Consider the following 17913-nt stretch of genomic DNA (forward strand, 5'->3'; position numbering starts at 1 on the left):
GTCATTTGATGCGCGCGCATGAGACACATGCTTGCGCTCGGCACCTGCTTTCGGTTACATCCTGTCCCGTCGATTTGAGGAACGCCCGTGGTTTCGACCGCCCGCCATGACCTGACGAAGGACTGCGCCGCTGCGCAGGCCGTCAGCATGTGCGCTCGCGCTCCCCTCGCACGCGCTTCGTTCTCGCTTCTTGGCCTTCTTCTCCTTAGCTGCCCCTGAGGGCCGGCCGGGCATGCTGCCTGGGCGCTCAGGGGAGTGACGAGAACCGCCGACAGCAAACCCAGCGCCCGCCTTTTCCGATCTCGCGGCGCACCGAAACCGGAAGCAGACCATGACCAATCCGACCCAGAACAGCTCCTCCAAAGAGCGCGTGCTGATTTTCGACACCACCTTGCGCGACGGCGAGCAGTGCCCCGGCGCCACCATGACCTTCGAGGAGAAGCTGGAGATCGCCGAGGCGCTCGACGTAATGGGCGTCGACATCATCGAGGCCGGCTTCCCGATCGCCTCCGAAGGCGATTTCGAGGCCGTCTCGGAGATCGCGCGCCGGCTGAAGCGCGCCACGGTCGCCGGCCTCGCCCGCGCCATCAGCGCCGACATCGCCCGTGCCGGCGAGGCGGTGCGCCATGCGGTAAAGCCGCGCATCCACACCTTCGTCTCGACCTCGCCGATCCATCTGGAGCACCAGATGCGCAAGAGCCAGGAGCAGGTGCTGGAGATCATCACCGCGACCGTGACGCAGGCGCGCAACCTGGTCGAGGATGTCGAGTGGTCGGCGATGGACGCCACTCGCACGCCGATCGACTATCTCTGCCGCACGGTCGAGGCCGCTATCAGGGCCGGCGCCACGACGATCAACCTGCCGGATACCGTCGGCTACGCCACGCCTGACGAGTATCGCGCCATGTTCAAGGCGGTGCGCGAGCGCGTACCGAATGCCGACAAGGCGATCTTCTCGGTGCATTGCCACAACGACCTGGGCCTGGCCGTCGCCAATTCGCTGGCCGGCATCGAAGGTGGCGCGCGGCAGGTCGAATGCACCCTCAACGGCATCGGCGAGCGCGCGGGCAATGCCGCGCTGGAAGAGGTGGTGATGGCGCTGCGCGTGCGCGGGGACGTGCTGCCCTACGACACCGGCATCGACGCGACACAATTGATGCGCGCTTCAAAGGCGGTCTCGAGCGCCTGCTCCTTCCCTGTGCAGTACAACAAGGCGATCGTCGGCCGGAACGCCTTCGCCCATGAGAGCGGCATCCACCAGGACGGCATGCTGAAGAACAACACCACCTACGAGATCATGACCCCGGCCTCGGTCGGCGTGACCAAGACCTCGCTGGTGATGGGCAAGCATTCCGGCCGCGCCGCCTTCCGCTCCAAGCTGAAGGAGATGGGCTACGATCTGGGCGACAACCAGCTCGAGGACGCCTTCACCCGGTTCAAGGCGCTGGCCGACCGCAAGAAGCATGTCTACGACGAGGATATCGAGGCGCTGGTCGACGAGAACATCGCCACCGCCCATGACCGCATCAAGCTGGAATCGCTGACCGTGATCGCCGGCACGCGCGGGCCGCAGCGCGCGACCATGAAGCTCGATGTCGAAGGTCGGCACGTCACCGAGGAGGTCGAGGGCAACGGGCCGATCGACGCCATCTTCAATGCGATCAAGACGATCGTGCCGCATGAGGTGACGCTGGAACTCTATGACGTCCATGCCGTGACCGAGGGCACGGACGCCCAGGCCGAGGTGACGGTGCGTCTCTCGCGCGACGGCTCCTCCGTCACCGGCCGCGGCGCCGATCCGGACACACTGGTCGCCTCGGCCAAGGCCTATCTGGTGGCGCTCAACAAGCTGATCGCGCGCGGCGGGCGCCTGCACGCGCAGGCGGCGGAGTAAGTTCAAGAGCGTCGTTCTCGGGCGGTACGAAGTGCCGACCCGAGAATCTCCGGACGCGAAGAATACCGGAGCCTCGCTCCGCTCGAGATGCTCGGGCCAAGCCCGAGCATGACGCGTTCAGGTCCGTGATTCCGGTGGATGACGCCGGCGCGATCTGGCGCTGGCCTGTCTCTTGCCTTCATCTGCTCTTCCGGTGCGGTCGCCCCCCGGCGACCCTGGGGAGCGATCGCGATGGGCTATTTTCCGAACTGGACCCTGAAAACTTCCGGCGCGGTGATGCCGGACGAGCGGCTGCCTACGGGGCAGACGATCATCGCCGGCTTGCAGCATGTCGTCGCCATGTTCGGCTCGACGGTGCTGGCGCCGGTGCTGATGGGCTTCGACCCGAATGTCGCGATCTTCTTCTCGGGCATCGCGACGCTGCTGTTCTTCGTCATCACGCGCGGGCAGCTGCCGAGCTATCTCGGCTCCTCCTTTGCCTTCATCGGCGTGGTCATCGCGGCGACGGGCTATGCCGGCTCCGGTCCCAATCCGAACATCGGCGTGGCGCTCGGCGGCATCATCGCCTGCGGCGCGGTCTATGCGCTGATCGGCCTGATCGTGCAGGGCGTCGGTACGGCCTGGATCGAGAAGCTGCTGCCGCCGGTGGTTACCGGCGCTGTCGTGGCGGCGATCGGCCTCAACCTGACCTCGGTCGCGATCAGCATGATCTCGGCGAGCCCCTACACCAAGTGGATCGCACTGTTCACGGTCGTCGCGGTGGCGCTGGTCGCGGTCTACGGGCGGGGATTGCCGCAGCGCCTGCCCATCCTCATCGGTGGGCTCGCGGCCTACATCCTCTATGCGATCTCGGCCCCGACCTTCGGCGCGCCGCCGATCGATTTCGGCAAGATCGGCGCAGCCTCCTGGTTCGGCCTGCCGCATTTCGTGTCGCCGGTCTTCGACATGAAGGCGATCACGCTGATCGTGCCCGTCGCGATCATCCTGGTCGCGGAGAATCTCGGCCACATCAAGGGCATCTCGGTGATGACCGGGCGCAACTTCGACCACCTGATCGGCCGCGGCTTCCTCGCCGACGGGCTGGGCACCATGATCGCCGGCTCTGGCGGTGGCACCGGCGTGACCACCTATGCCGAGAACATGGGCGTGATGGCGGTGACGCGGGTCTATTCGACACTGGTCTTCGTCGCCGCCGGCATCATTGCGCTCGCGCTCGGCTTCTCGCCGAAGTTCGGCGCGGTGATCGGCACGATCCCCGTCGCGGTGCTCGGCGGGCTCGCCGTCGTGGTCTTCGGCCTTATCGCTGCCACGGCTGGCCGGATCTGGGTGGAGAACAGGGTCGACTTCTCCGAGCCGAAGAATCTGATCACCGTCGCGACGGCGCTGATTCTCGGAGCGGGCGATCTGAAGTTGCCGATCTTCGGTTACGAGCTCGGCGGAATCGGCACTGCGACCTTCGGCGCGATCGTGCTCTATCACCTGTTGAACCGCCGCGCGGCGTGACTATCCACAGCTCGGCAGGGCCTTTCCCGCCGAGTTTGAAAAATCTGTCATGGATGGGTGGACAGGGGGCGGGGGCTTTGCTACACGCCCCCTGCCTGACGCGGCTGACGCCGCTGACCGGCGACGCTTCGTGGCGTATGGGTGATTAGCTCAGTTGGTAGAGCAGCTGACTCTTAATCAGCGGGTCGTAGGTTCGAGCCCTACATCACCCACCACGGTTTTCCTGAACATCGCTGGATAAACACTTCGCTGATCGAGCGGCCGTCGCGGTCGCTTCGGCGGCTTCGCAGCTGTGCAATCGTCGCTTCCTGGCGACGGCGGAGCGAACGGCATCGTGGACGAACTCGAATTGATGCTTCGGCTGCTGGCCGGCCTCGTCGCAGGCGTGGCGGTCGGCTGGCAAAGGACCCTTCACCGCAAGAGTGCGGGCCTGCGCACCTTTGGTCTGGTGGGAATCGGCACGGCGGCGGCTGCGGGCCTGTTCAGCGAGACGCTCCATCCCGATGCGGCGAGCCGCGTGGTGCAGGGCGTGCTGACCGGGATCGGCTTTCTCGGCGCCGGCCTGATCATCCATCGCGATCGCGAGATGGCGCCGCACGGGCTGACCACGGCGGCAGCGATCTGGGTGACGGCTGCGCTGGGTTGTTCCGCGGGGCTGGGGAAGTGGCTGGTGACGCTGACCGCGACCGCTCTGGCGCTCGCCCTGCTGGCCCTCGATCATTCGCTGGAACGTCGGCTCCAGGAGCGCCTCCCGCTGCCTGCGCGTGACGATGAGGCAGGTTCCTCGCCGGACTGAGGATGCGGTTGCCTCTTACCAGCGCCAGCCAGGTTGGAGCCTTTTTCCGGTTGAGGCGTTTCTGTCCGAAAGGACAGATTTCGCATGATGCAGCTCAAATACGGCCTTGAGGCCGCGCCCGGCAACACACCGGCTATTCCCGATCCGCCGCCCGAGGCCCCGCCGCTGACCCCAGGCAATGTTCCGCCGGCTCCCCCGGTCGAGTCGCCGCCGGACGAGGAGCCGCAGGGCATCCCGACCGAGCCTCCGCCGGAACTGCCTCCCAACGCTCCGCCGGAAGCGCCTCCGGCGACGCCGATCGACCTGCCGCCGGGGCGCGATCCGCGTCAGCCGCAGGAATAGCCTTCAAGCGGTCGCCAGACCGCCGCGCGTGCTCTCGGAGACGAGGTGGCGATCTGGCTCATTGTTCGAGCGTCGCACTTTGTCGAAAAGTGGATCCCACTTTTCGGTCCGCTGTTTCAGACCGGCGGCGCCTCGCCCGAGCCGATGTCCCAGTAGAGACCGGCCATGGCGGTCAGGCCCTCGCGGGCGATGCTGACCGGCAGGTGCTCGTCCGGCGCATGCTGCGAGCAGCCCGGATAGGAATGCGGCACCCAGATCGTGCGCAGCTCCAGTATGTCCGCGAAGATGTCGTTCGGCAGCGATCCGCCGAGATTGGGCAGAAGCGCCGGCTTCTTGCCGGTGCTTTCGGCGATCGAGGCCAGGGCGAAGTCGACCCAGGGATCTTCCGGGTCGAGGCGCGTCGCGCCGAAGATCTCGGAGCGGCTGAGCGAAACCTCGACCATGGGGAAGTTGTGGCGCTGCAGATGCCGCTTCAGCGCCGGCACGACATCATTCTGGTCGATGCCGACGACGAAGCGCAATTGGCAGCGCGCCCAAGCGCTGGGCGGCACGGCGTTGACCGGCGTCTCGGGCACGCCCGACTTCATCGCCAGCACGTCGAAGGAGCACCAGCCGAAGACCTGCTCGGCCGGCGTCAGGCCAGGCTCGCCCCAGTTCGGATCGATCGCCGGGCCGTCCGGCCCACCGTCGATCTCGCAGCCGATCAGCGCCTTGCGCACCGCCGGCGGAAGCTCCTTGGGCACCCATTCATGGATGCGGATCTGGCCGGTCGGCGAGGTGATCGAGGCGATGGCATGGGCGAGCTGGATCGCCGGGTCGGAGAGGATGCCGCCCCAGTTGCCGGAGTGATGGCCGCCCTCACGGGCGTTGATCGAGAGGTCAAAGGTGACGCCGCCGCGCGCGCCGAGAAACACGGTGGGGCGCTCGGCGTTGAGGCGCGGCCCGTCCGAGGCGATCAGGATGTCGGCCTTGAACAGTTCCTTCTGCTCGCTGCAGAGCTCGCGCAGGCCCGGCGAACCCGATTCCTCGCCCATCTCGATCAGGTACTTGGCGTTGAAGCCGAGCTTGCCGCGGGTCTCCAGCACGGCGCGCAGTGCGCTCAGATTGATCAGGTGCTGCCCCTTGTTGTCAACGACGCCGCGGCCATACCAGCGACCGTCGCGCTCGATCAGCTTCCAGGGCGAGAGGCCCTCGCTCCACTGGGCATCAAGCCCGCGGATCACGTCGCCATGGCCGTAGCCGAGGATGGTCGGAAGGCCTTCGTCCTCGATGCGCTCGGCATAAAGGAAGGGGCCGCGCGCCTTCGGATGGGTGAGCGTGCGGCAGGTGAAGCCGAGCGATTCGAGCAGGGGCTGCATCTCCTGCTCCAGATATTCGCCGAGGACGGGGGCGCGATCCGGGTTCTGGCTCTCGGTGGGGATCGCGACGAGGCGGCCGAGGTCGCTCTTCATTCGGCCCGAATCGAAATAGTCCTGAGCTTTCGCGATCGCCTGCGCGCGGGTCATGGTCGTAAGGTCTCCCGGATTTACGGCCGGCACAGTGCCGGTGGACGCGCGGTTGCGCCAGTGCCAAGAGAGCCGGGCGCGCCATGCCCGCCGGGCAGGGCGGGCGGCCAGACATCGATCAGGATCTTCCCTTCCGCATGACGTTCACCCCGCATCCGCACCAGCTCGTTGCCCGCGATGCGATCCTGGCCGCGCGGGCGAAGGGGGCATCCGGCTTCCTGCTCGGCGACCTCACGGGGCTCGGCAAGACGCTCTCGGCCTGGCTCGCGCTCTCGGCCATGCCGGAGGAGGAGGTGCTGGTAATCTGCCCGAAAGGGGCGATCCCGCAATGGCGGCGCACGATGGCGTTGTCGGGCCTGCCGGCGAAGCGCGTGACGCTGATGAATTTTGAGAAGACGAAATCGTTGCTGGCCCCAGTCGCGGACAGCCGGAAGCGCTCGACGCGGGCGAAGAACAACGAACTCGCCAAGCATGGCCGGCCGAAGCGCGTCTGGCCGCTCGTGGTGATCGACGAAGCGCACCGCATCCGCAATCCGAACTCGCAGCAGGGGCTGGTCTGCCGGCAGATCGCGGAAGCGGCCGATTTCACCATCTATATGAGCGCGACGGCCGGCCAGTCGCCGCACGAGCTCTCCTATCTCGCGCCGCTGCTGGCGAAGGCGGCGGGCATGCCTACCGCCGATCTCGATGGCTTCCGCACGCTGATGAAGCGGCTGAAGATCGGCAGAGCCAAGGGCCGCTGGAAGAACTGGAGCTGGGAGCCGAACGAGGCCGACCGGAAGATCATGGCGGATCTGCTCTATCGCGGCGCGAACGCCATCGGCCTGCGCCGCCGACCGGAGGAAATTGCCGGCTGGCCGGAGGTGCAGCGCGAGCTTGCGCCCGTCGCGCTCGATGCCGCCGCGCGCAAGCTCTACGAGGCAACCTGGCGGGAGTTCCGCCGGGAGCTCGGGCTGGCGGGCGGCTCGACGCGCAAGCCGCAGGGTTGGGCCGCCGATCTGCGCTTCCGCCAGAAGGCCAGTTTGCTGCGCATCCCCGGCACGGCGGATTTCTGCGAGGATCTGCTCGGGAACGACGAGCAGGTGGCGATCTCCGTCGCCTTTCTCGAAACCAGCGCGATGTTGGCCGAGACACTGAGAGGCCGTGGCTGGCGTGTCGGCGAGATCAACGGTGAGCGCTCGGGCGCGCAGAACGAGGAGACGCGCATCGCCTTCCAGACCGGCGCGCTCGACGCGGTGATCTTCACCGTCACGGAGTCCATCTCTTTGCATCGCGGCGAAATGCCGGGCGGTGAGCGGGAGCGGTCGCTGGTGGTCCACGACATGCGCCACAGCGCAATCCAGCTGCAGCAGATCGAAGGTCGCTGCCATCGCGACGGCCAGCACGCGACGATCTTCTACACCTATGCCGAGGATACGGTTGAGGAAGCGATTGCTGGCACGGTGATCCAGCGCATGGCGGCGATGGAGGGGCTGGCGGGCGACGACACGCGCATGCTCGAGGCCATCGCGGGGATCGTCGAGGGGCGGGCGGCGGCCTGAAGAAACGCTCAGTTGCGGGGAGCGTTGGTGTCGTCCCGCGCGCGCTCGCCCAGCCCCTTAGCGCCCTCGATGGCCGAGCCGGTCAGCCGAGTCACGGCGTTCCAGGCTTCGCGCGTATAGGCGCCCTGATGTGCAACGGCATCATAGCCGATGACCAGCACGAGTATGATCAGTAACAGGCGGAACACGGACGCGCCTCCTTTCCCGGCTCATCAACGTGGCGGCAGGAGGGGAGGTTCCGGGAACGCGTCATTCTCCGCCGAAGAGCAGCGTAGACCCGAGCATCGCGAGGCCGGAGGGAGCTGGTTTCCGAGATGCTCGGGTCGAGCCCGAGCTTGACGGTGCTACGGCGGCCGGGCTCAGCCCGCCGGCAGCAATTCCTTCAGCCGCAGCAGCGTGATCTTCTCGACCTGAGCCAACGCCGTCGCGAATTCCTGCTCGGGCGTATTCTTCAGCCTCTCTTCGAAAGCCGCCAGAATCTGAGCCTTGGTCGCGCCCTTCACCGCCATGATGAAGGGGATGCCGAAGCGGGCCTTGTAGGCCTCGTTCAGCGCCGTGAACCGCACGCGTTCGTCACTGGTCAGCCGGTCCAGTCCGGCCGAGGACTGTTCCAGCGTCGATTCCTGCGTCATCTCACCGGCGGCGGCGAGCTTGCCGGCGAGGTCGGGATGGGCGTTGAGCAGGAACTTCTGCTGCTCGCGCGAGGCCTTGCGCATCGCGGCGACCATCGCCGCGTGCAGGACTTCGGCGGTATCCAGCGCAGCACCGATCCCAGCGTCGTAGGTCGCTTCGGCCACCCACGGAGAGTTCTCCCAGATGCGGCCGAAGACCTCGACGAAGAGCGCCTTCGGCAGCTTCGAGGGCACATAGCCGTCGGTAGGCGGATGCGTCCTGACCCAGTGACGGGCGATGTCGAGCCGCGTCGCGACCCAGACTCTGTCGTGGCTCTTTACATAGTCGAGGAAGCGGGCGAGCGCCGCGGCGCGGCCCGGCCTGCCGACGAGGCGGCAATGCAGGCCGATCGACATCATCTTCGGCGCGGTCTCGCCCTCGGCATAGAGCGTGTCGAACGAATCCTTCAGATAGGCGAAGAACTGGTCGCCGCTGTTGAAGCCCTGCGGCGTGGCGAAGCGCATGTCGTTGGCGTCGAGCGTATAGGGCACGGCGAGTTGCGGCCCCTTCGGGCCCGCAAGCCAGTAGGGCAATTCGTCGGCATAGACGTCGGCGGTGTAGAGGAAGCCGCCTTCCTCCATCGTCAGCGGGATCGTGTTTTCCGAGGTGCGGCCCTGATAGCAACCGAGCGGACGTTCACCGGTAAGCTCGGTCTGGATCCGGATGGCTTCGAGGATGTCGGCGCGCTCGCGCTCCCTCGGCGCGTCGCGATAGTCGATCCATTTCAGCCCGTGCGTCGCGATCTCCCAGCCGGCCTCCTGCATCGAGCCGACGATCTCGGGGTAGCGCGCCAGCGCGCTTGCCACCGCGAAGACCGTGACGGGCAGGTTGCGTTCGGTGAACATGCGCCACAGCCGCCAATAGCCGGCGCGCGAGCCGTATTCGTAGATCGACTCCATGTTCATGTGGCGCTGGCCCGGCCAGGGCGCGGCGCCGACTATCTCGGAAAGGAAGGCTTCCGAGGCGGCGTCACCGTGAAGAATGCAGTTCTCGCCGCCTTCCTCATAGTTGATCACGAACTGGACCGCGACGCGGGCCTCGCCCGGCCAGTGCGGGTGAGGGGCATTGCGGCCATAGCCCTTCATGTCGCGGGGGTAGGTCGTCTGGGTCATGGTCGTCTAGCTGCCGCGATAGGTGGAGTAGCTCCAGGGCGAGGCCAGGAGCGGGACGTGATAGTGCCCCTCCGGCTCGGCGATGCCGAAGCGGATCGGGACAAGATCGAGGAAGGCGGGTTTCGGCAGGGAGGTGCCGAGACTGCGGAAATAGGCGCCGATGGCGAAATTGAGCTCGTAGGTACCGGGCGCGAGCGTGCCGGTGAGCAGTGGAGCGTCGGTGCGGCCATCGGCATTGGTGACGGCCTGTGCCAGCCGCTCGCGCGAGCCATCTGGGTTCAGGCGTTCCAGCGTGATCGCGACGCCGGCGGCGGGATGGCCGTTGACCGTATCGAGCACATGCGTCGAGAGACGTCCCATTCCCTGCCGTTCTCCTGAAAGCACCGGTGTCCGGCGAGCGCCGATTCCCGGGCCACTTCGCTCTACGTGACTGTAAAGCGGCATCCGCGACAATGGATATCGGCTTTTGCGATAAGATCATGTTCCCGGATGTCAAATCTCCGAGGCATCCGGGCGATTTCGGGCGGGGCGAAAGCAGGTTAGCTTCGTGGTGCCGGAGCGGCATCCTCCGGATTCGGGATCACCACCAGCCCTCGCGGAGCCAGCGCCATGCTCGAAGCCTATCTGATGGAATGGGGCGGCATGATGCTGCGCTGGCTCCATGTCATCACGGCGATCGCCTGGATCGGTGCCTCCTTCTTCTTCATCCATCTCGATGCCTCGTTGAAGCCGGCGCAGGACATACCGCCCGGCACCGGCGGCCGGGCCTGGCAGGTTCATGGCGGCGGCTTCTACGAGATGCGCAAATACATGGTCGCGCCCCCCGTGATGCCGGCCGAACTGACCTGGCACAAATGGCAGAGCTACTGGACCTGGATCTCAGGTTTCTTCCTGCTGGTCTGGGTCTATTACGCCCAGTCGGAGCTCTACCTGATCGACCCGGCAGTGATGCAGCTCTCGCCTTTTGCGGCGGGCGCGATCGGCATCGCGGCGCTCGTCCTCGGCTGGCTGGTCTACGACCTGATGTGCCGGTCGCCGCTCGGCAAATACGACGTGCTGCTCGGGCTGGTCGGCTTCGGCTATGTCGTGGCGGCGAGCTGGGCCTTCGCCAACGTCTTCTCCGGGCGCGGCGCGCTGATCCATACCGGCGCGCTGATGGCCACCATCATGACCGCCAACGTCTTCTTCAACATCATGCCGGGGCAGCGGAAGGTGATCGCGGCGCTGGTCGCCGGCGAAAAGCCCGATCCGAAATACGGCAAGGCCGCCAAGCAGCGCTCGACGCACAACAACTACATCACCCTGCCGGTGCTGTTCCTGATGCTGTCGAACCACTACCCGGTGACCTATGCCAATTCGGCCGCGATTCCGCTCCTGGTGGCGCTGGTGATCGTGGCCGGTGCGCTGATCCGGCACTTCTTCAATGTCCGGCATGGCGACCATGCGAAATCGCCCTGGTGGTGCTGGGCGGTGGCGATCCTGGCTCTCTGGTTCGCCTTCTGGGTGGCGATGTCGTCCTCGCCGGGTGGGCGCGAGCAGCTCGGCCTGGTGCCGCGGAAGGTGCCGAAACCCGTCCTGATGGCCGGCATGACGCTGCCGCCGGCCGAGGTCTCCAACATCGTGACGGGGCGCTGCGCGATGTGCCATGCGCCGGAGCCTTCCTGGCCGGGCATCCAGATCGCGCCGAAGGGCGTGCTGCTGCACGAGCCAGAGCAGATCGCCATCCATGCCCGCGCCATCCGCACGCAGGCGGTGATGACCCATGCGATGCCGCCGAACAATCTTTCCGGCATGACGCCGGCGGAGCGTCAGGCGCTGGCCGGCTGGCTCGCCGCGGCGGCGCGCTGAGCCGCCACCGCCGTCATGCTCGCCCTTGTGGCGAGCATCCACGTCTTGAACACGGTCTTCGACCGGCGAAGACGTGGATGGTCGGGACAAGCCCGACCATGACGGGGATTGCGCTTTGGAGAGCCGTGACGGCGACATAGTCACCCGGATTTCCGCTTTCTTCAGCTTGTCCTCAGCTCCGCTCACGGATGCGGGATTGCGTTCAGATTCGGTTCAGGTGCGCGACAGCAAGGTCCGTCCCACTGACAGGCTGGAGACAGGATCCCAGAACGGGACCGTTCGTGCCGAGGACCGTGGGGGTCCATTTGAGACGCGTGGATGCAAGGGGCGCCGGCTACCTGCTGGCGGCCATAGGTTTCGTCGTGGCATGGGGCATCCTGTGCTGGCCCTGGCTTTCGGGGTCGGTGACGATTCCGTTCGACGCGAAGGCGCATTTCCAGGCGCAGGTTCAGTTCCTTGCGAACGCGCTCCATTCCGGCCAGTCGCCCTTCTGGAACCACAACGTTTTCGCCGGCTCGCCGCAGATCGCCGATCCGCAGTCGCTGATCTTCTCGCCCGCGATCCTGCTCGCCCTGCTAACGCCGACTCCAAGCTTCCGTGATGTTGACGCCTATGTGCTGGCGCATCTGCTCGCAGGTGGCCTCGCGCTCATCATGTTCTTCCGCGACCGCGGCTGGCACCCGGCCGGCGGGTTGATGGCGGCGCTGGTCTTCGCCTTCGGCGCCTCGGCCGCGTGGAGGGTGCAGCATGTCGGCCAGATCGCGAGCCTCGCCTTCTTCGCCATCGCCTTCTGGCTGACGGCGCGGATGCTGCAGCGTTCCTCGATTCTCTCCGGTGTCTTCGCTGGCCTTGCTGCCGGGCTGATGGTGCTGGAGCCGGATCAGGTCGCGCTGCTCGGCGGCTATGTGCTGTTCGGCATGGTCGTGGCGCACTGGATATCCGGTGGCTGGCCCGCCTTCCGCACCAGCCTGCTGCCCATCGCTGCCGCCAGCGTCGTCGGCCTCGCCGTCATCATCATGCCGCTGCTCTGGACCTGGCTCTTCGCCGAGGCGACGACGCGGCCCGAGATCGACTTCGGCGTGGCGGGGCGCGGCTCTCTGCACCCTGTGTCGCTGCTCACCGCTTTCATCGGAGACCTGTTCGGCGCCAAGGATCCGAACGTCGAGTTCTGGGGGCCCTACAACGACCCGCAGGTCCTCTACCTGTCGCAGAATATGGCGCAGGTCTATATGGGCGCGTTGCCGATGCTGCTGCTGCTCGCGCCGGGGCTGACGCGCGGCTGGCTCTGGGACAAGGCGGTGCGGCCGCTGACGCTGCTCTTCCTGTTCATGGTGCTCTATGCGCTCGGGCGCTACACGCCGCTGTTCCATTTCGCCTACGAGTACCTGCCGGGCGTGAAGCAGTTCCGCCGGCCGGCGGACGCGACCTTCCTCATCGGCGGGCTGGCGGCGGTGCTCTCCGGCTATGTGCTGCATCGCATCCTGACGGCGGAGGAGGGGACCTCGTTCCGCCGCGATCTCCTGATCGGCGCGGGGGTGGTTCTGGCCACGGTCGTCCTTGCGCTCGTCGTCTCGCGCGGCGCGGGCCATCTCGCCGATGCCTGGAAGCCGGTTGCGCTGGCGCTGGGCTGGTTCGTAGTCGCGGGCGGCGCCTTCCTCATCCTGCAGCGCTGGCGCAGCGCGCTCGGTCCGGTTGCCGCCGCCGTGCTGGTCACCGGCGTGGTCGCGGCGGATCTCGGCTTCAACAACGGCCCGAACGAATCCACGGCGCTGCCGCCGCAGATGTACGACGTGCTGGAGCCCGGCACGAAGAACGAGACGATTGCGGTGCTGAAGCATCTGACGTCCCAGCCGGCCGGCTCGCCGCGTCGCGACCGGGTCGAGCTGCTCGGCATGGGCTTCGAGTGGCCGAATGCCGGCATGGTCCACGGCTTCGACCACACGCTCGGCTACAACCCTCTGCGGCTGGAGGATTTCTCCGAGGCCGTGGGCACGGGCGACGGCATCGCGAAGCCGGCGGACCGCAAGTTCACGCCGCTCTTCCCATCCTATCGCTGCCGGCTCGCGAACCTGCTCGGGCTGCGCTACATCGCCTCGCCGGTGCCGATCGATCAGGTCGACCATTCGCTGCGGAGCGGCGATCTCAATCTGGTTGCGCGAACCAAGGAGGGCTATGTCTACGAAAACCCGCACGCGTTGCCGCGGGTGCAGTTCGTAGGCGGCTGGCAGTTCGCCGATTTCGAGAGCATGAAGCTCTCGGGCCGCTGGCCGGATACCGATCCGCAGCAGGCCGTGTTGCTCGATGTCGAGCCGCCCGTCGCGACGCCGGAGGGGCCTGTCGCGGTGCAGGCCGATGTCAAGCTCACGCAATATCGCAACGTGCTCGTCGAGATCGAGGTGACGACGCCAGCGGCCGGATTCGTCGTGCTCAACGACATCTGGCACCCCTGGTGGAAGGTGGAGGTCGATGGGGTCGAGACTGAGATCCTGAAGGCCAATGTGCTGTTCCGCGCGGTGCAGGTGCCAGCCGGCACGCACAAGATCCGGTTCACCTTCCAGCCGCTCTGGGGCGCGCTCGCTGAGCTCAAGGCGCGGATCGGACCGGACGAGCCGGAGGATCATTTGCCGCTGCCGCCGATGGATGAGCGCGACGCGCCGCAGATCGTCGCCGCCCCGCAAGGCAACGGGCCGGTGCTGGCCGGGCCTTCCGAGAGCGTGCGTAGTTCGCTCGGCCTCGTCTCGGCGCAGAGCGCGGCGCGCAGCGGCACAGCCGCTGCCCAGATTCAGCGCGAAACGATCGCTCATTGAAAAAGCCGCGGCCCTGGCCGCGGCTTTTTGCATTCAATTTATCCAGCGAGCCGTGCTTTCACGGCAATGCGGGTCATCCCGGCCGAAGCGAAGCGGAGAGCCATCAGAGAGCGCCGCGCCTTTCGGTGGGATCCCGGGTCACGCGGGGATGACGGCGTGGCTCCGCAGATCATCCGCAGCCTCCGGAAAGCGCCGCTCAGGCGACGCCGAGCTTCTTCTGCAGGCTGCTGGAGGAGGTCGTGTACTGGAAGGTCAGCCGCTTCTCCGGATAGACATAGCGGTGGACCTTCTGGGCGCAGAGCGCGGCTTCGTGGAAGCCCGAGAGGATGAGCTTGAGCTTGCCCGGATAGGTGTTGATGTCACCGACGGCGAAGATGCCGGGCACGCTGGTCTCGAACTTCTCGGTATCGACCGGGATCAAGTTCTCGTGGAGGTTCAGGCCCCAGTCGGCGATCGGGCCGAGCTTCATGGTCAGGCCGAAGAAGGGCAGCAGCGTATCGCAGGCGATGTCGAAGGGCTCGTTGTCGGTGCCGCGGCAGACGACTGCCTCGAGCTTGCCGTTCTCGCCCTTCAGGCCGGTAATCTGGCCGAGCTTCATGTCCATCTTGCCCTCGGCGACGAGCGTACGCATCTGCTCGACCGAGTGCGGCGCGGCGCGGAAATCGTCGCGGCGGTGCATCAGCGTGACGCGGTTCGCGATGGGCTGGAGGTTCAGCGTCCAGTCGAGGGCGGAGTCGCCGCCGCCGACGATCAGGATGTTGCGGCCGCGGAAGGTTTCCATCTTGCGCACGGCGTAGAAGACCGAGCCGTTCTCATAGGACTCGATGCCGGGGATGGGCGGCTTCTTCGGCTGGAAGGAGCCGCCGCCGGCTGCGATGACGACCGTCTTCGTATCGAAGACCGTGCCGGCGTCGGTGGTGACGCGGAAGCGCGGTGCCGCGGCCGTGCCGGTCGGCTCGACCGACTCGATCATCTGGTTGAGGTGGAAGGTCGGCCCGAACGGCTTGATCTGCTCGAGCAGGTTGTCGACCAGCGCCTGACCGGTGACCAGCGGGAAGCCGGGGATGTCGTAGATCGGCTTTTCCGGATAGAGCTCCGCGCACTGCCCGCCGACCTTCGGCAGGATGTCGACGAGATGCGCGCGGATGTCGAGCAGGCCGAGCTCAAAGACCGCGAAGAGACCACAGGGGCCGGCGCCGATGATGACGACGTCGGTGGTGATGACTTCGTTTTCGTTGGCCGCTGCCGCTTCGCTCATGGTCCTACCTTCGATCCGGTCCAAACTGTACGGTATAACGAACTCAGATTCCGGGAGGAAATGAGCCTTCGGGGGCCGAATGGCAAGTGCAAAAACGGGGGATTAGGCCCCGGTGTCCGCGTTGAGGCCCGCCGCAGCGATGCCGGCACAGGCCGCGGCTTCGTCGTTGTCGGAGGTGTCGCCGGAGATGCCGATGGCGCCGAGCACCGCGCCTTCGGACGAGCGGATCAGCACGCCGCCGGGAACCGGCACCAGCGAGCCGCCGACTGCATGGGTGGCCGCCTCGACGAAATAGGGGCGGTCAAGCGCCATCTTGTGCAGTGCGCGCGAGCCGACGCCGAGCGCGACGACGCCATGCGCCTTGCCGAGCGCGATCTCGCCGCGCTTCAGGCTGGTGCCGTCCTGGGCCGCAAAGGCCTTCTGCGCGCCGCGCGCGTCGAGGACGGCGATGGCGAGCGGCTTGAAGCCGTTGGCTTCGGCATGGGCGAGCGCGACCTGGAGGATGGTCTGTGCCTGGGCGAGACTGAGCATGGGGAACTCCGGTTTGAATACCGCGTTCTTGCCAGCCGCGCGGCGAGCAGGAAAGGGCTCTTGGAGCCCTTTCCGCGCAATCGATGGTCGGGTCGGAAGAAAACACCTTTTCCGCCACGGCTTGCGCAGGGCGCCGCGACAGGGCTTGATAGCCACCCGAGACAAGGAGGGCATTCCATGGGTTTGTTCAGTTTCATCAAGGACGCGGGCGCCAAGATCTTCGGTTCCGGTTCGGCCAAGGCCGCGACGGCCGATGACCTGCAGAAGGAACTGGCAGGGCACGGCCTGCCTTCCGACGTCGCCATCCAGATCGACGGCGACAAGGTCAAGGTCTCCGGCAACGCCGTCTCGACCGAGCAGGCCGAGAAGATCATCCTCGCGCTCGGCAACACCACAGGCGTGGCACAGGTTGAATCGGACCTCGCGGTCACCAAGGAGGCGCCGGCCGCCGTCTTCTACACGGTGAAGAAGGGCGACACGCTCTGGAAGATCGCCGAGGAGCATTACGGCAAGGGCCAGGGCGCGAAATACACCGAGATCGTCAAGGCCAATACGCCGCCGGTGAAGAACCCCGACCTGATCCTGCCGGGCTGGGTGCTGCGCATCCCGCCGCAGGGCTGAACCTTCAACCATCACGCAGCCGCGGACCGTCCGTCCGCGGCTGCTGCCTTTTCGACCGACACCGCCATCCTCCTGCTGGCATACCCTGCCGCGCCGCCCTATCTGGACGGATTAACGGGACCGAGCGGGAGATGCTGGCCATGATCGTGAACGACCTCGATATCGACGCCATCAAGGCGGGGCTGAGCGACGGCTCCATCCAGATCGTCGATGTGCGCGAACCGCATGAATTCGCGGCTGGGCATATCCCGGGCTCGGTCTCGCGGCCGCTCTCGCAGTTCGATCCGGCCGACCTGCCGAACGAGCCGGGCAAGCGCGTCGTGCTTTCCTGCGCCGCCGGCGTCCGCTCACGGCGGGCGCTGGAGTTCGCGCAATCGGCCGGTCTCGACATCGACAGCCATTATGCCGGCGGCTTCAAGGACTGGCTGATGCATGGCGAGCCGATCGCTGAAGACTGACGGCGAGTGCCTGATCCGCGCGACATGCCGCAGACGACGGAACTGGATACATGACGACCCGAGCATTTCTCCGGGGTGCGGCTTGCGCCGCCGCCCTGGTCCTCGCCGCGCCAGCGGGCGCCTGGGCACAAGGGGCGGCGACCGTTCCGGCGGGCAGCGCGAGCAAGGCGCAGGATGACGACCTCCAGGCCGCGATCACCAAGTCGAACGCTTATACGGCGCTGATGAACCGCACGCTGCGCGCCATCCAGTCCTGGGAGCGCTACGGCAGCTGGGTCGACATGAAGAAGGGCCCGACCGGCAAGGAGCGCTACATCACCTACGGGCTCTACAGCCTCTATGACGTGACCGGCGAGATCAACAAGGCAGAGGAGGCGATGGCGCGCGAGCCGAAGCTGCCGGCGATCGACGAGACCATGGGCCGCTACATCAAGGCCTATCAGGAGCTGGCGCCGCTGATCACCCGCGCCGACCGCTATTACGACCGCAAGGACTATCGCGACGACAACCTCACCGAGGGGCAGAAGCTGCACGCGGCGATGGTACCGGCGGCCAAGACCTTCCTGGAGGAGCGCGCCAAGCTCGACGCGCTGATGCGCGTCTACAAGCGCGGGCTCGATCAGCGCGAACTCGCCTCGGTGGAGCAGCGCGAGGGGCGTTCCGTCCGCTGGCAGGTGCGCAACATCATGATCAACGCGCGCGCCGCGATGGACCTGATGCCGAGCAACGAGCAGCCGATCGTCGATCTCAAGGCCTTCAACGCCGCCATCGCCGACTATGCCGAGGCGATCCGCGAGATGGACGCCTTCAAGGAGAAGAACCCGGGCGGCGTGCCCTTCATCGAGAGTAGGGCGAGCTCCTGGCTCGGCAAGCTGCGCGACTTCAGCGAGAAGCTCGCCAAGAGCAAGGGCGATGTCCGCCGCGGGGCGGCCAATGACGCCAACTGGATCGTCAACAACTACAATACCATGGTTTCACTCTCGGAGACGGCGGTCCGCATGCCGCGCTGAGATCGATGCGTGCGA

The 17913-nt window shown here is 66.5% G+C and carries 16 protein-coding genes and 1 tRNA gene; 11 read left to right on the forward strand and 6 right to left on the reverse strand.

Annotated elements, in window-relative coordinates; genetic code table 11:
* Window positions 1–331 precede the first annotated feature (331 nt).
* From AC1DNE_RS02315 to AC1DNE_RS02335, 5 genes are all read left to right on the forward strand, one after another.
* Window positions 332–1894 carry a 2-isopropylmalate synthase gene (locus tag AC1DNE_RS02315; RefSeq protein ID WP_441469591.1) on the forward strand — a complete coding sequence of 521 codons (1563 nt, stop codon included), beginning with the start codon at window positions 332–334 and terminating at the stop codon, window positions 1892–1894.
* Window positions 1895–2125: 231 nt separating this feature from the next.
* Window positions 2126–3397 (forward strand): solute carrier family 23 protein, encoded by a 1272-nt coding sequence (locus AC1DNE_RS02320; RefSeq protein ID WP_441469590.1) that lies wholly within the window; start codon window positions 2126–2128, stop codon window positions 3395–3397.
* A gap of 139 nt (window positions 3398–3536) precedes the next feature.
* Window positions 3537–3612 (forward strand) — tRNA-Lys (locus tag AC1DNE_RS02325).
* 119 nt (window positions 3613–3731) lie between these two features.
* Window positions 3732–4193, forward strand: a complete 462-nt coding sequence (locus AC1DNE_RS02330; RefSeq protein WP_441469589.1) for an MgtC/SapB family protein — start codon at window positions 3732–3734, stop codon at window positions 4191–4193.
* Between the two features lie 84 nt (window positions 4194–4277).
* Window positions 4278–4535, forward strand: coding sequence for a hypothetical protein (locus AC1DNE_RS02335; RefSeq protein ID WP_441469588.1), 258 nt, complete (start codon window positions 4278–4280; stop codon window positions 4533–4535).
* A 116-nt stretch (window positions 4536–4651) separates the two neighbouring features.
* Here AC1DNE_RS02335 and AC1DNE_RS02340 read toward each other — a convergent pair whose 3' ends face one another.
* Window positions 4652–6040, reverse strand: coding sequence for a M20 family metallopeptidase (locus AC1DNE_RS02340; RefSeq protein ID WP_441469587.1), 1389 nt, complete (start codon window positions 6038–6040; stop codon window positions 4652–4654).
* Between the two features lie 137 nt (window positions 6041–6177).
* Here AC1DNE_RS02340 and AC1DNE_RS02345 point away from each other — a divergent pair, with 137 nt between their 5' ends.
* The gene (locus AC1DNE_RS02345; RefSeq protein ID WP_441469586.1) at window positions 6178–7581 is read left to right on the forward strand and encodes an SNF2-related protein; all 1404 of its coding nucleotides are present in this window, start codon (window positions 6178–6180) and stop codon (window positions 7579–7581) included.
* Between the two features lie 8 nt (window positions 7582–7589).
* Here the strand turns inward: AC1DNE_RS02345 and AC1DNE_RS02350 are convergent, their stop codons facing one another.
* The 3 genes from AC1DNE_RS02350 to uraH form a co-directional block, all read right to left on the reverse strand.
* The gene (locus AC1DNE_RS02350; RefSeq protein ID WP_441469585.1) at window positions 7590–7769 is read right to left on the reverse strand and encodes a hypothetical protein; all 180 of its coding nucleotides are present in this window, start codon (window positions 7767–7769) and stop codon (window positions 7590–7592) included.
* A 171-nt stretch (window positions 7770–7940) separates the two neighbouring features.
* A complete protein-coding gene (gene puuE, locus AC1DNE_RS02355; RefSeq protein WP_441469584.1) occupies window positions 7941–9365 on the reverse strand; it encodes an allantoinase PuuE in 1425 nt (474 codons plus the stop codon).
* A gap of 6 nt (window positions 9366–9371) precedes the next feature.
* Window positions 9372–9725: a hydroxyisourate hydrolase gene (uraH, locus tag AC1DNE_RS02360; protein ID WP_441469583.1), complete on the reverse strand. Its 354-nt coding sequence runs from the start codon at window positions 9723–9725 to the stop codon at window positions 9372–9374.
* 249 nt (window positions 9726–9974) lie between these two features.
* Here uraH and AC1DNE_RS02365 point away from each other — a divergent pair, with 249 nt between their 5' ends.
* On the forward strand, window positions 9975–11213 hold the full coding sequence (locus tag AC1DNE_RS02365; protein WP_476765516.1) for a urate hydroxylase PuuD: 1239 nt from the start codon (window positions 9975–9977) through the stop codon (window positions 11211–11213).
* 314 nt (window positions 11214–11527) lie between these two features.
* A complete protein-coding gene (locus AC1DNE_RS02370) occupies window positions 11528–14020 on the forward strand; it encodes a hypothetical protein (RefSeq protein WP_441469581.1) in 2493 nt (830 codons plus the stop codon).
* Window positions 14021–14216: 196 nt separating this feature from the next.
* Here AC1DNE_RS02370 and AC1DNE_RS02375 read toward each other — a convergent pair whose 3' ends face one another.
* The gene (locus AC1DNE_RS02375; RefSeq protein ID WP_441469580.1) at window positions 14217–15278 is read right to left on the reverse strand and encodes an NAD(P)/FAD-dependent oxidoreductase; all 1062 of its coding nucleotides are present in this window, start codon (window positions 15276–15278) and stop codon (window positions 14217–14219) included.
* A 102-nt stretch (window positions 15279–15380) separates the two neighbouring features.
* The gene (locus AC1DNE_RS02380) at window positions 15381–15809 is read right to left on the reverse strand and encodes a GlcG/HbpS family heme-binding protein (protein WP_441469579.1); all 429 of its coding nucleotides are present in this window, start codon (window positions 15807–15809) and stop codon (window positions 15381–15383) included.
* Between the two features lie 177 nt (window positions 15810–15986).
* On the opposite strand from AC1DNE_RS02380, the gene lysM reads away from it, so the two are divergent.
* The 3 genes from lysM to AC1DNE_RS02395 all read left to right on the forward strand — a co-directional run bounded on the left by lysM (window position 15987) and on the right by AC1DNE_RS02395 (window position 17898).
* On the forward strand, window positions 15987–16430 hold the full coding sequence (gene lysM, locus AC1DNE_RS02385; RefSeq protein ID WP_441469578.1) for a peptidoglycan-binding protein LysM: 444 nt from the start codon (window positions 15987–15989) through the stop codon (window positions 16428–16430).
* A 140-nt stretch (window positions 16431–16570) separates the two neighbouring features.
* Window positions 16571–16888 (forward strand): rhodanese-like domain-containing protein, encoded by a 318-nt coding sequence (locus AC1DNE_RS02390; protein WP_476765514.1) that lies wholly within the window; start codon window positions 16571–16573, stop codon window positions 16886–16888.
* Window positions 16889–16938: 50 nt separating this feature from the next.
* Window positions 16939–17898: a YiiG family protein gene (locus AC1DNE_RS02395; protein WP_476765513.1), complete on the forward strand. Its 960-nt coding sequence runs from the start codon at window positions 16939–16941 to the stop codon at window positions 17896–17898.
* The last annotated feature ends 15 nt before the right edge of the window (window positions 17899–17913 follow it).

Source organism: Allobosea sp. 05L423 (assembly GCF_056397745.1).